Annotated in this window: 10 protein-coding genes; 4 read left to right on the top strand and 6 right to left on the bottom strand. The window is 52.5% G+C overall.

Going from position 1 to position 13,263, the window contains the following annotated elements; genetic code table 11:
* Window positions 1–65 precede the first annotated feature (65 nt).
* A complete protein-coding gene (locus tag GOX88_RS22400) occupies window positions 66–593 on the bottom strand; it encodes a roadblock/LC7 domain-containing protein (RefSeq protein ID WP_217354290.1) in 528 nt (175 codons plus the stop codon).
* Between the two features lie 817 nt (window positions 594–1,410).
* On the opposite strand from GOX88_RS22400, the gene GOX88_RS22395 reads away from it, so the two are divergent.
* Together GOX88_RS22395 and GOX88_RS22390 are read left to right on the top strand one after the other, a co-directional pair.
* Window positions 1,411–2,094 (top strand): IS6 family transposase, encoded by a 684-nt coding sequence (locus GOX88_RS22395; protein ID WP_170407382.1) that lies wholly within the window; start codon window positions 1,411–1,413, stop codon window positions 2,092–2,094.
* A 440-nt stretch (window positions 2,095–2,534) separates the two neighbouring features.
* The gene (locus GOX88_RS22390; protein ID WP_170407379.1) at window positions 2,535–3,221 is read left to right on the top strand and encodes a hypothetical protein; all 687 of its coding nucleotides are present in this window, start codon (window positions 2,535–2,537) and stop codon (window positions 3,219–3,221) included.
* Here the strand turns inward: GOX88_RS22390 and GOX88_RS22385 are convergent.
* From GOX88_RS22385 to GOX88_RS23580, 3 genes are all read right to left on the bottom strand, one after another.
* On the bottom strand, window positions 3,213–3,437 hold the full coding sequence (locus GOX88_RS22385) for a hypothetical protein (RefSeq protein WP_170407377.1): 225 nt from the start codon (window positions 3,435–3,437) through the stop codon (window positions 3,213–3,215). The genes GOX88_RS22390 and GOX88_RS22385 overlap by 9 nt on opposite strands.
* 170 nt (window positions 3,438–3,607) lie before the next feature.
* Window positions 3,608–5,305 carry a caspase family protein gene (locus GOX88_RS22380; protein WP_170407374.1) on the bottom strand — a complete coding sequence of 566 codons (1,698 nt, stop codon included), beginning with the start codon at window positions 5,303–5,305 and terminating at the stop codon, window positions 3,608–3,610.
* A gap of 135 nt (window positions 5,306–5,440) precedes the next feature.
* Window positions 5,441–7,216, bottom strand: coding sequence for a caspase family protein (locus GOX88_RS23580; protein WP_367648097.1), 1,776 nt, complete (start codon window positions 7,214–7,216; stop codon window positions 5,441–5,443).
* 222 nt (window positions 7,217–7,438) lie between these two features.
* Between GOX88_RS23580 and GOX88_RS22370 the strand changes: the two genes are divergently transcribed.
* Window positions 7,439–8,089 carry a DUF928 domain-containing protein gene (locus tag GOX88_RS22370; RefSeq protein ID WP_170407368.1) on the top strand — a complete coding sequence of 217 codons (651 nt, stop codon included), beginning with the start codon at window positions 7,439–7,441 and terminating at the stop codon, window positions 8,087–8,089.
* Window positions 8,090–8,133: 44 nt separating this feature from the next.
* On the top strand, window positions 8,134–10,002 hold the full coding sequence (locus GOX88_RS22365) for a CHASE2 domain-containing protein (RefSeq protein WP_302478213.1): 1,869 nt from the start codon (window positions 8,134–8,136) through the stop codon (window positions 10,000–10,002).
* Window positions 10,003–10,027: 25 nt separating this feature from the next.
* Here the strand turns inward: GOX88_RS22365 and GOX88_RS22360 are convergent, their stop codons facing one another.
* Both GOX88_RS22360 and GOX88_RS22355 read right to left on the bottom strand, forming a co-directional pair.
* On the bottom strand, window positions 10,028–11,836 hold the full coding sequence (locus GOX88_RS22360) for a caspase family protein (RefSeq protein WP_217354289.1): 1,809 nt from the start codon (window positions 11,834–11,836) through the stop codon (window positions 10,028–10,030).
* A 355-nt stretch (window positions 11,837–12,191) separates the two neighbouring features.
* Entirely contained in the window at window positions 12,192–13,253 is a 1,062-nt protein-coding gene (locus GOX88_RS22355; protein WP_170407359.1) for a YeeE/YedE family protein, read from the bottom strand.
* Between the last annotated feature and the right edge of the window lie 10 nt (window positions 13,254–13,263).

The raw sequence follows: 13,263 nt of genomic DNA, 5'->3' as shown, positions 1-13,263 counted from the left end.
AATAGTCGGTTAAGTGAACCCAGCCATAACCAGATGGCTAAGTCCATTTGGCAAATCGTTGCAGACTAGAGGCTCAACGTTTCTTCGACAGCTTTCACCTGAAGCCGCGCGAGACCCAGATTGGCGGTCTTCTTGTCTAACGCGACATACACAAAGATGTTTGGGTTTTTGTCCAGCGGGCGGACCAGATGAAACTGTTTGCCAAGTGTGATCAGAATGTCTTCGATAGTATCGTTAAGTTTCAGTGCTTCGATTGCCTGAAGCTTGGCGCGAACGACTTCAACATTCGCTGCGCCTGCAGTTTCAAGATCAAACTTTGAACCACCCTCTGTGTCTAGGACCAGGCCTGTGTCACTGTCGACGAGACACGCCCCCAAAAGACCTTTGATTTCACTTAGTTTAGAAATGTCCAATGACATGTTTGGCTCCTTTTTGGCCTTGGATTTGTTTGTCTGAATCGCACCAGATATTTGATTGACTGGACGAACTCTGTTGTTTGCTGGTGGAATGGTGATGACGTATCTTTGAACCAGACCAAATCTTTCGTTAAATCTGGCCAGCACAGAGGTGGCATCACCTTTGGGTTTCGACATTCGCTATCCAATTCTCGCTGTGATCCTAGTGGTAGAACGTCGAACTGGATGCCTGCCGCTTCGAATTGCCTGGGCATGAAGGAATAGCTGATCCACCAATCTGTCATCCAAACTTGGGAGGGTGCTTGTGCTCCGATGGGCGTGACACTTGGGATTTGAAGTCACTTTCAGAACTGATGCACCGAGGTCCTGAGAATGATTGCGGTCTCTATGCAAAAAACTAAGTGCGGCAATGCAGGCTAGGGCCAAATATTGGGCATTGTTGGCTGAAAGGGCCAAGACACTTTCGGGGCTCAGAAGGAATGCGAAGCACAGATGCCCGAGTTCAAAAAGAACACCAGCCAAAATGGGTAAAACAGAACTCAGCATAAGACCCTCGCCTCGTTACCAATCAACTAAGCGGTCCGTAGAGTACTGGGAGTTTTAACCGACCTTTCAGGCAGTTTAAAAATTTGTAAAGATGTGTTTTTACGTTGGTGTGAAGTGAAGCCTTAGGCGCAATTGGCTCTTTGACTGTCCTTGCGAGTATTCAGCCGCGGCAGTGGTTTAGAACGAGCTGGACAACAGTTCTTAATTGGCAATTGTGTGCGCATTACCGATCTTCGTGCAGAGCGCAGCATTCGTTTCTCTGGGCTCCCTGCCGACATACTCTGCGATGCGCCCGAGCTGGCGCATTGAGCCCATTGCCGACCCGTAATTCGTTCCATTCCCATTCATTTTGGTCGCTGGGAGAAGGGTTCTGTCGCAAAACTCACCCCTACCTGTCAGTTCGAGTGCATTTCTGGAAGCGCGCCCTATAACATGGCAGGAGTAGGCTGTGACAATCTCATTTAAGGGCGCTCATTTTCCGAAAGACGTGATCTTGCACGCGGTTTTCTTCTACCTACGCTACGGTGTTTCATACCGGGATCTGGAAGAAATCATGGCGGAACGCGGCGTTGATCTGGATCATGCAACACTGAACTGCTGGGTCAGTCGATATGCTGGTCTCATTGCGGACACAACGCGGTTTAGAAAGCGTCCCGCCGACCGTTCGCGGCGCTTGGATGAGACCTATGTGAAAGTAAAAGGTGAATGGGTTTATCTTTACCGAGCGATCGACAAACACGGCAAGACCCTGGATTTCATGTTGTCCGAGCGCCGGAACAAAGCCGCTGCGACGAGGTTCTTCGCCCGCGCTCTCGAGGTGAACGGACTGCCACGCAAGATCGTCATCGACAAAAGTGGTGCCAACACAGCTGGCATCAAGGTGATCAACAAGATGTTGAAAGGCTTTGGTTGTCCGATCCCGATCGAGATGGTCAGGCGGAAATACCTCAATAACATTGTTGAACAGGATCGCCGTTTCATCAAACGAAGGATCAGATCCATGCTGGGATTCAAATCTTTCGCTTCAGCCGCATCTGTCCTGGCAGGCATAGAAATGGTCAACATGATCCGCAAAGGTCAATTCACACCCGGACTCCGTCCGTTTCAGCAGTTCGCCCAACTGGCAGGGTAAACTGCCCTCTAATTCCATTGATGCTCTGCCAACCAAAAAAGTTTGCGACAGAACCGGTGTAACTTCTGTCGTCGAAAGATGAACTTTCTGGCTTTTGATCTAGTAAGTATTGCCGGTCCCGATTGGCCTGTTCGCCAGGCTCCATTCCCATGCCACATGCATGGGCGGGAGTTCATTGATGTACGTGTCCGGTGCCCAACATCAGAGGATCTCGGTCGGATTCCGGTTCGACGGACGGGCCGCATTATTCAGACCTGACAAACAGTGTTACTGGGGGATGAGTAAGAGAGCCAGGGCCGAGATGCCTAAATGCATCCACGTCGCTGTCGGTCGATCAGAGGGTGGTCTCTGATGCTCTCGCTGTATTGCCAGTGCGGCGCTCGACGATTCCATGGGTTTGTGCTATTTTTGTTACAGTGTTGCAACGCTTGGGGGCCTCAATGGACGACAAGGACTGGTTTCAGTTTCAACTTGGCGCTCAAGGCATTCAAACCGGTTCGATGATGAACCAGGTTGGGCTCGACCATCAGTGGAAGCCACCGAAGCTTCCACCGATCAAGAAGCCGGAGCCAAAAAACACAAACACTTATGGCCCTACACCTTCGAGTGTTCGGCAAGTCAAACCTCGGAAACTGACACGTAGAGAGCTCCGTCAGCGTGAACGCGAGCGAGCACGGCTGGAGAGAGATAGAGCGCATCGGGAATGGGTGGCCGGGCTCGCGTCGACGGCAAAATTTCATGCTTGGAAAGCGCGGCTCGAACGTTTGCTGTCCCGAGTCCGTAAGCCGCTTCTTAGACTGATATTACTGTGTATTGCGGGTGTCGCAATCGGTCTTTTGACGAGTGCGAATTGGGGCAAGGGTCCCTGGGCCGAGATAATTAATGTGAGTCTCTGGATAGCATTCTATACTGCGATTTTCGCGCTCTATGTTCTCTATTTTATCAAAGGGGTGGCGATGCACGTTCCATCGGCAATTCGCACTTGGTCTGGCATGGGAGAACGAGGCATTATCGCAACGCCATTTCAATTCGGGTTCTTTCTGGTGAAGGTGGCCTTCGTAATCGCAATTCTCGCGGCTCCGCCGATTGTCATATTGGTCGTGGCAAACGCGTCGGGGCTAATCTGAGGAAAGCGTCTTGCGGCGGACGGCTATTCTTCCCCCGTGGCCTGCGCCGAAAGCTTGCTCTCCGGAGAATTCTGAACTGATAATCGGGAGCCCAGAAACGATTGCTAAAGCGCGATCCAGAACTTCATTGGTTCGAATGTCAGAGTCGTAGTTGGTGTCATAGATTTCTTGAATCGCGATCACGTCTGGATTCATTAGCTGGGTGTACAACAACATGCAGCTACTTCAGGTGATTTAGTGGAAATTCTATTTTCAACGGCTCTCAAGCCGATGGCCGACTTCGAAGTAGAAGAAATCGGTCTCTGCAACTTTGGCGCAAACGGCACGCAGCTTGGTATTCATGCTGCTCTTGTCGACCCCAGTCATCTTGGGAATTCCGTTGGAAGCTAGTTCGCACGCCTGACCAGGAAGTTCAGAAAAAACTGACCATCGATACGTCGGGGCTCGTACACGAGGCGTCGGTCGGGTTGCAGTCCTTGAGGCAACTTTACATCAATTCGAACTTTGTAGGGCGTCACCGGTGGACCAAAATGTGAGCTTAGGGTGAAGCGGAGTTTCAGTTGACCGTTGTCATCCAATGACCCTTGGAAATCCTTGAACCACGGACCACCTCCGGTAAACGCTTGGGCGGACACAAGAGTCACTTTGCTGCCTTTCCGGTTGATCCGCAATGACGCGAGTGGTTCGATTTTTCCGGGGTAGTAGGATTCGTCCCCGCGCGTTGCAGTCTGCCAATAGTCATCATCCCATCTACGCCGAATGGAGATGACGTAATCGCCGTCAAAACCTACAGCAACCGCAACTTCCTTGCAGACGCGACCCTGTTCTTTCTTAAGCGCAATGAGTGTCTGTTGTTGGTTCAGACCTTCCGCCGGAAGACCTAGTTTTTTTCGGGCGTTCCGGTATCTGGTATATGCCGCTCTTGTGCGAGGACCTGCAACGCCGTCCGCCGCGCCCGCACTGCATCCGACGCGGTTCAATTCGCTCTGAATATCACGGACCAGGCTGCGTGTTTGTGCTTCCTCAGTCGGCTTGTCCGGCGGAGCCACAACGGCGACTTCCGTGCCGTTCGTTCTGAGGTTGTTGTCAGGAGCAGCTTGTTGCCTTGCCTTCTCACGCAGATCATCCCGAAGCGAAAGGGCGAGCGTTACCGCAAAGTGATCATTCTGTTCCTGATAACGGTTCAGAAAGGATTCAATTGCATCCAGCGTTCCGAGTGAACGAGCCAACTCAAAATCAGCGTAAATTTCACCGCTGTCAGGCCCGACACGCTTGGCTTCCGACGGCACGGGCGCTGCCACCGGAACCAGGTAGATATCTTGGCTTGGTAAAGAACCGTAAGTGAAAGGTTCCTGAAACCCATCTGTCAATTTAAACACGGTGTCGCGGACCTTGCGGAACATCTTACCTAGTTCCAACCCGGGCTCTTCGATGTGCTTTAGCAGCGCTGTGGCATACGGACTGTTACGCCCCTCTCCATCAAGAGCCAACGTTCCGCTCTTGGCTGCGTAGCTTACCAAAACTCCGCTGGGGTCAATACGACCCAAGCCGCGACCAACTGAGCGTGTGCTGCCATTTCTTTCCATCGTGCTCAGGAATGGGTTGTTCCGGCACGCATCAATCAAAACGACCTTTAACCCATCGGCACCCGACAAGGAACTGATGACGGAATCAAGCCGTATCGCTTCAAATTCGATATCCTGATCGCTGCGCAGCTCTGAGTTGACAGGAATGAGATAGTTAGTGTTGTCGATCTCAATCCCGTGACCCGCAAAGTAGATGATGGCCATATCCGCATCTTTCGCCGCTCGACCAAAGTCGCGCAACGCAATGCGGAGACCGCGGTAATCTAGATCCTGATTGTGCCAAACCGTGAAGCCGATGCGTTGCAAGGCTTCGGCCAGATCCGAGGCATCATTGCCGGCATTTGGAAGATTGGCGACAAATTGATACTCGGCATTCCCTATCACCAATGCGACCCGTTTGGTGTTCGCGTGCGCAACATGCGAGACCGCGAACCAAATCGCAAAGCCTATTAGCGCTAAGAGAATCCTGATCGGATATTGAAATGAACTGTAAAACAAACTGCCTCCGACCGGAACAAGTTGAGACGCCTGAACATTACCACAAAACCTCATTGAAGCGAATATGCCGATCCGATTTCCAGCGTAACCTCATAAAAACAAATAGATTCGCTGAAACCCTTTGGGCAGAGCGCGTTATTTCAGAGAACCTTCCAAGACCACGGAACGTGCATTCCATCCAGAGCCATCGAACCATTTTGTCGGGATCACATCGTCAAGGTCGCGCCGTCCTCGCGCTTCGTACTGAAACTGGGCGAATGATTTGTTGCCTTTGCCGTGGGTTCTGTTTGGCTTGGATGGCAACCAGTTGGTATAGCTCACGGGTTCTCCGCTGAACCATCGCCATCCGATGATGGCGCCGTCTTCTTTGGGGTCCTTTCTGAACCCGAAATAAGGTCCGGCCTTGTAGCTGATTTTCGTTTTGCTGTCGTATCCCATTTCAAAGAAATCCGGGTCACTTGAAATCATCCGGACGATGAACGCATTCTCTGCAGCCGATGTGATTGCGGCCAAATCCAAGCCACATTTTTGCGCCTCGCTGCGCGCACTCTGCACACTGCCTGAATAGACCAGCGCAATGTAAAGGTTGCCACGAAACGTGCCATAGACACTTTTACGTAGGCCCAAACAGCCAAGAATTTGCGTGACTTCTTCGGACTCACCTAACACTTCCAACTCGGAAATATTCTGTCGGACAGCAAAGGGATTGCTGATAAAGTTCGCGCCATCCTCCGCCTGCGGCCTGATCCCCAGGCCGGAAAGGACGGCAAGATCGGCATATCCGGTTTGTTCCAACCCCAATTTGGCCTGAAGCGCCTTGATGCCTGATCGGGTCCGCGGCCCGAAAACTCCGTCGGGCGCGCCGACGTCAAAGCCTGCGTTGTTAAGACTTTGTTGTACTTCCTTTTTCTGAGCGGGGCCCGGCAAAAGCGCGGCTTCTATCTCATCGAACCGCCCGCTCTTTCTGATCCAGGCAGGTGTGATCTGGGCCATCCGCTTCAGCATTTCGGGCTCGGATAACGTTGCTGTGCGATAGGATCTGGCAACCAAATCCCACCCCCTGACTGTGTTCACTTTCATAGCCGCTGCTAGCGCGTCTTCCCGAGTTTCCTGTGGCTGCAAGACTGGTACGTCAAGCTCTTGAAGGCCCAACGCGGGCAATGCAGCCTGTTCTACCTTGGGAACCAAAAAAATGTCCTCGCCCGGAAGTGAGCCATAGACAAAAGGCTCCTGATACCCGTCGGTCAGCGCGAACACCCGGTCGCGCACCTTGCGGAACAGTTTACCCAACTCCAGACCCGGTTGTTCAACATGTTCCAGAAACGCCTGCGCGTAAGGGCTGTTCCGACCGTCGCCATCCTGCGCCAGAGTCCCACCTCGGGCCGCGTATCCGACCACGACGCCTCCTGGTTCAACCGCGGCCAGACCGCGCCCGATCGAACGAGTGTTCGATGCCTTTTTCATCTGGGCTAAAAACGGGTTGTTTCGGCATGCGTCGACAATCACGATTTTTAGACCGGATGAGCCAGCAATGGCATTCACGATAGTGTCCAGACGAATGGCTTCGAATTCTACATCCCGGTCACTTTTCAGCGCTGCATTCACGGGTATCAGATAGTTTGTGTTCTCGATTTCGATTCCATGACCCGCGAAATACACAAGCGCCACTTCCGCATTGGCTGCGGCTTCGGCAAAGTCGCGCAATGTAATGCGCATGTCGGTGTAATTCAGGTTTTGACGCTGTGTAACCAAAAACCCAATGCGCTGTAACGCCTTGGATATGTCCTCGGCATCATTGGCCGGATTGCGCAGGTCCGGGACGTATTGATAGGCAGAGTTACCTATTACAAGCGCGACGCGCTCGCCCTTGGCCTCTGCCGCAAGCGGCACGATCAAGAGCAAACAAACCACCAGCAAACACCAGGCGCCGCTTCGCCATTTGCTTTCAGGAATCATGAGCACTGACTCAACTCTGAACCGAACAGGTTCTCATTTTAGCATGAAAAAGCCTGGCTACCGAGCTTAGGATCAGTTGCAGCGAGATAGAGCAGGAACTGGACTCAACGTAGTTTCAAGCCTACGCTAAACCTTCAAAAGGCGGATTTATTAGCAATTTTCTTCGCGAGGCGTCCTGTGTCGTGGAATTGGGTATCACAAGCTGTTTTTGTCTTCCTACTGGCGGCAGGCTTGTTTCCCAGCGGTTTTGCACTGGCTGCCGGCGATGAAGCAGACACCGACAAATCCCCAGAAATTGTGTTTGTTCCTCCCGAAATAGGTACGCCAAAGGATCGAATGGGCGCAGGCACCCGTAATGTAACTTCGGATGCGGCTTCTGACCTATTGCTACTGGTCCCGGCAGACGGTGGGTTAACAACTCAGGCTTTTCCGCCTTTGATCTGGCGTCTGACCCGCGGCCATCGTGGAGATGCAATCGTTAAACTTGGCCCGTCCGGGATGACTGCAACAGAGTTACACATCAGTGGTCCTTTCCCACCCGGCGATTACGGTCTGGACCTCAGTAGGTCGAATATTCTGCTGGACACCAACCGGGTTTACCTTTGGCAACTCGAGCTGCTCGATCCAAACACCAACGCGGTGGTCGAACGATCATCAGGGTTGATTGAGCGTTTGCCGAAAGGATTTAGATCCGACACCCCGGCCGCAGCTGGTCTGTGGTTCGATGCGCTTTCTGAACTTGTGGATATAGGCCTAAGCGGCCGAGTTCAAACTACGAATCCAGCCGAACTCGAACAATTGCTGAATTCAGCTGGCGTAAGTCAGTGACATTGAAGCGTCAAAGGCATGCATGGCAGAAAACGTCATCGCTAATGCCGGTTTGGCAACGCTGGGTTTTGGTCTGTGTCATTACACTGATTGTCGGCATACCTCTGATCGAACTCCGGAAAAAAGGCATGCTCGAACCACTCGAGCTCCTCCAATACGATTGGACAACATCGGCCTTTGCGGCAGATGAACCTATAGCAGACGTTTATCTGGCTGCCATCACCGACCGAGATTTGGGCGAATGGGGTTGGCCTGTCCCCGATCGGCAATTGGCGCAGATTGTAAGCACCTTGCTCGCCTCTGGTGCAACTACGGTGGGTGTAGACATTTACAGGGACGTTCCGGCAGGTGAAGGTCGGGACGCCTTGCTTGAGGTGCTGAGCGATCCCAGAGTTTTCGTGATCTCGAAACTAAAGGACGGCGAGACTGCTGGCATTGCCGCGCCGCCGGACACGCATACGGGGTTCGCTGATATTCCAATTGACCCTGATGGCGTTGCCCGACGCGCCTTGCTGCTGGTCAATACCCAGGATGGTATTTCCCTGTCACTGCCTATGCATATGGCCGCGACCCATACCGGGCAACCCGCATTGAAAAGTGATCCCGACAATCCGCGCTTTTTGATGTTTGGCGATACAATTGTAAAACCTTTGGCCCCGGGTGCGAACCTGTTTCGCAACGTGGATACGTCTGGTTATCAAACCATCATTGACTACAAAAATGCATTGCCGATCGCGCGCAGTGTTCCCGCCGCAGAGATTCTGACTCAAACTGGGCTGGATCGCTTTGAGGGAAATGCCGTGATAATCGGCGTTACCAGTCATTCCGTAAAAGATTACTTTTCAACACCACTCAACCGATCAACCGGGTCAGATTTTACCTTTGGTGCCGAGATTCACGCCGCCATCGTTCAACAGTTGATTGACTACTTCAACGGCCAAGCCTCTCCGCTGCGCGCCTTGGACGGTCGGAATCCTGCGTTCATCATCCTCGCTTCGGTCTTCTGTGGTGCCTGTGTGTCCATTTTCATCAGGGTCACCGGCAATGCGGTGTTGCTGGCTGGGATAGGTGGCGTCCTGCTAACGGTTGCGTTGTCCGTGTTTCAACAGTTCGCGTTGTTAATGCCTGTCGCGCCTTCTCTGCTGGGCTGGACTTTCGGGTTTCTTTTCGGCTTTGGGATCATCTCAGGCTTTTCGCGCAACCAAAGACGCGCCATCGCACAGGTTTTTTCATCTCATCTGTCCGAAGAGTTGTCAGCTGAGATCTGGAAACAGCGCAAAAATCTAATGTCGGGTGGAAAGCCCCGATCTCGGCAGCTGTATGTCACGGCGCTGCTTGCGGATATTGAAGGGTCGACCCTCGCCGGGAATGCGATGGATGCAGACGAGTTTATGACGTGGATCGCGCGAATTCTTGATCGGCTGGGTGAAATCGCTCGCGCGCATGGTGGGTTTGTCGAGAAATATACAGGAGACGGCATACTAGTTGTGTTTGGCGCGCCAATTCCAAGCGAAACACACGAGCAAAGGCAATCGGACGCACAGGCCGGACTACGTTGTGCCAACGCCATGCGCGACGCCGTAGCATCACTTAACAACACTTTTCGAAATCAACGTGCATACAAGCTACGCATTGCACTGAACAGCGGAGACGCAATCGGTGGCACACTGGGCGTCAGCGGATCCATGCACTATAACGTCATCGGTGATACGATAAATGTCGCTGCACGCCTGGAAAGCTGGATCAAGACCCTAGCACCGGATGCCGATGGGCTTCGTCCCATTTGTATGACCATGGCGACGGCAAAAACTGTGGACGCTGCCCGACAATGGCCAGTGGCTGCGAGTTTCATTCACGATGATGGCGAAACAGAAATTCAAGTGGTTGAACTTAGCAGGCGCGTACCCGAGTAGCTGCGAACAATTTGAGTTGTGAGTTTCAACGTTTTGTTATCGTCACATCCACGAAATAGGCTTTGTCGAACTGGCCTTGGTTGGAGTGTAGGGTTTGCCCCCTGGAAAAGTCTGCAGGAATTCTCTGAGTGATTGAGAAGGGGACAACTCTTACTTTACCAAACAGGTACCCTGTATTTCCCGAAATACGCAGCCTCCCCTTGTCTGATAGCGATGCGCGAAATCGTTTTGGTCGACTTGCACCACCTTTCGTCAGATCCTGAGCACTGATCATCTGAAACCCGGCGGACGACTTCCGGTACACCATCTGCAACACTATTTTGGGCCGCTCATTGGCAACCTCCGGGTCTTTGTAGTTTGGATTGGGTCGTCTTCTGACCACGACCGAGTAATCCCCATAGTAGCTGTTGGCTATCGCGCCATTTTGGCTTGTCTTCGGCAAGGCAGCAAGCGTTTGGCCCCTCGTTTGTTCCTCGCTCTGCGCCGAGGGTGGCGGCTTTGCGACGTTCTTTAACACAGCAAGGCTTTGCGCCGTCAGATACCCCGTTCTGGCCGAACCGCTTTTGCTCTGAAATTGCTTTAGTGCCGCACGAGAGCGCGTGCCGAATATCCCATCAACAGGCCCGGCTGAATACCCCAGGAAATTCAGACCACGTTGAATATTGCGATAATCGTTTTGGCTGAGGTTAAGATCCTTTTCTGCCACAAGGGCGGGATCTGGTCGTTGCTCCGTGGCGATTTCCTGGTTCGCTGTGCTGACCGAGCCTTGGGACACAGCAGCAGGCTCTCTGGGCACGCTGGCGTTGTTCTTATTCGGTTGTGAACGGCTGAGTACATCGGCTACGTCACCCGCGTATTGACCGGCGCGTGTATTCGGATAGAGCTGCGCGATCATCTTCAAAGCGCCTAGCCTGACTGTCTGATCATCCAATTTCAACGCTTCGCGCAGAACGCGTTGGGCAGATTTTTCACGCTCATCTTCAGGCGAGGACTCGGCAATGGGGGCAGGCGTATTTTTAATAATGGCAGGTGTCTTGACCGCAGCTGGGACAAGGAAAATATCCCGTCCTGGCAATGAGCCATAAGTGAAGGGCTCCTGATACCCATTGGTAAGTTCAAAGACTGTATCCCGCACTTTGCGAAACAATTTCCCAAGTTCCAGTCCGGGAACCTCAATATGTTCAAGCAGGGCTTCGGCATATGGGCTGTTGCGGCCTTTTCCATCCAAAGCCAAAGTTCCACCACGCGCAGAATAGCCTACCAGAACACCTCCGGGGTCAATACTGCCCAAACCGCGCCCGATCGACCGCGTCGCGGTTGTGCGCTCCATATCAGAAAGGAACGGATTGTTTCTACAGGCGTCAATAAGGACAAGCTTGAGACCTTTCGCCGTAGATACCGCATTTAGCACCGAGTCCAGCCGTATAGCCTCGAATTCCACATCCTTGTCGCTTTTGAGTTCCGCATTGGTGGGGATCAGGTAATTTGTGTTGTCTATTTCGATGCCATGACCCGCAAAATAGACCAAAACCACGTCGGCCGTCGCAGCCTTGTCGGAAAAATCCCGAAGGGCCAGCCTCATTTGACGATAGTCGAGATCGTATAACTCGGTCACATTAAAACTTATCCGACCAAGCGCGGCTGCTATATCCCGGGCGTCATTTGCCGAGTTCGGAATATTCGAAACGTACTCATACTGCGAATTTCCTATGACAATCGCCATGCGTCTGGCATCAGATACGTCCGCCAGTGCAATAGCAGGTCCGAACATCACAATAGCAATGAGGCTAGACCTAAGTCGCAAAAAACCCAGATAAACAAGGTGTACCAGCATAATAACTTCGTCCACGAAAGTTGCAGTTACTTTAACATAATCCAGATCGAATCGCGATATGGCTAAAATATCTTGCTAAGTGCGTCGCCGACTTCATCGTATTAACTGCGCTAAAATTTGGATCTGTTGCAAAGATTTAGGTCAGTGAAAAAGATCTGCGATCACTTCAGGTTCAGATTGCCAATTCGGAAAATTGACGAAACGGGCAGATTCCGGGCGACAATTGACCCTTGCGGTTCATGTGCGCAACTTCAATCAGCAAAAACTTCGCAACAGAACCTGCGCAAGAGATTTTCAGCTGGTGTCACACCCGTCTTGGCGTGAAGCGGGTTTCAATTTGCAATGATACTGGAGCTCAACGTTCTGCTATGATCGACAATCCAGATACTAGCTGCCTCAATCCAAGTGCAGCTCCGGTGAATATCGCAGCAAAGGTTACAGGTGCGCTGTAAGCCAAAAGCGAAAACGCGGAAATACCTTGTCCAACACTGCACCCGACCGCAATGATTGCGCCGGGTCCCATGATCGCGGCCCCAAGCATCTGGCGCTTGAGTTCTCGTGGGTCCTCGCACGCCTCCCAACGGAAATGACCTTTGGACCATGACCCCAGAAAGGCACCGATGAGAACGCCGGAAACCGATCCAACAGCGAAGGAAAGCGTGGTTCCCGAAGCAGTCATCAGGTAAAACATTGTATCGCCAAGAGGTGCGGCAAACGTATGGGTTTGAACTGTCTCACCATCGAAACCGTGCATCGCGACCCAGCTTGTTCCAATCCAGCCCGAGAATATCGCGAGACCAACGGCCGTGCCCCACATAATCTGGGAAGGAGATTTGCGAAAACGTTCGCTAGCCATTGCGAACACAAGCAAAGCCGCTCCGATGATCACGCCAAATACCCATGCAGGAAATGCGGTCAGCCGCTCCGCAAGCATGCTGATGCTTTGAGGATCTCTGACATCCATTTCCACCGGGAAGATCAAGACCCTGAGATATGCCAACGGACCAGACATGACGACATAGGCGGAAAGACCCAAAATCAACACGATAACAAAGGATCTCAAGTCCCCGCCGCCAAGGCGCGCCAACGCGCCGTAGCCGCAGTTTCCGCTGATGGCCATTCCATATCCGAACATCAAGCCGCCGACGATCGAGCCGATGGGGTTCCAGGTCTGGGCGAGGTATGCCGAGCTTGCCGGGTCTAGCCAGCCAAACGCCATACCCAGATGGCTGCCGATGATCGCGACACCGATGGCCACCGCCCACATACGCAGCCGTCGATCATCATTTGCGTAAAGGTAATCCTCGATTGCACCCAAGGTGCAAAAACGACCGATGCGAGCGGCCAAACCCAACACAATTCCGCCGACAAGCCCGATCAGGGCGACTGTATTGGCGTCTCCTAAAACCTCGAACATGGCCAGTCTC

The organism is Ruegeria arenilitoris, from assembly GCF_013030985.1.
Lineage (GTDB): Bacteria > Pseudomonadota > Alphaproteobacteria > Rhodobacterales > Rhodobacteraceae > Ruegeria > Ruegeria arenilitoris_B.
This window is presented reverse-complemented; position numbering and strand designations above follow the sequence as displayed.

Bases quoted from the DNA above. Each gene is read 5' to 3' on its own strand.
- GOX88_RS22360 (WP_217354289.1), bottom strand. From the start codon at position 11,836: ATGCTGGTACACCTTGTTTATCTGGGTTTTTTGCGACTTAGGTCTAGC.
- GOX88_RS22400 (WP_217354290.1), bottom strand. From the start codon at position 593: ATGTCGAAACCCAAAGGTGATGCCACCTCTGTGCTGGCCAGATTTAAC.
- GOX88_RS22390 (WP_170407379.1), top strand. From the start codon at position 2,535: ATGGACGACAAGGACTGGTTTCAGTTTCAACTTGGCGCTCAAGGCATT.
- GOX88_RS22365 (WP_302478213.1), top strand. From the start codon at position 8,134: ATGCCGGTTTGGCAACGCTGGGTTTTGGTCTGTGTCATTACACTGATT.
- GOX88_RS22355 (WP_170407359.1), bottom strand. From the start codon at position 13,253: ATGTTCGAGGTTTTAGGAGACGCCAATACAGTCGCCCTGATCGGGCTT.
- GOX88_RS22385 (WP_170407377.1), bottom strand. From the start codon at position 3,437: ATGTTGTTGTACACCCAGCTAATGAATCCAGACGTGATCGCGATTCAA.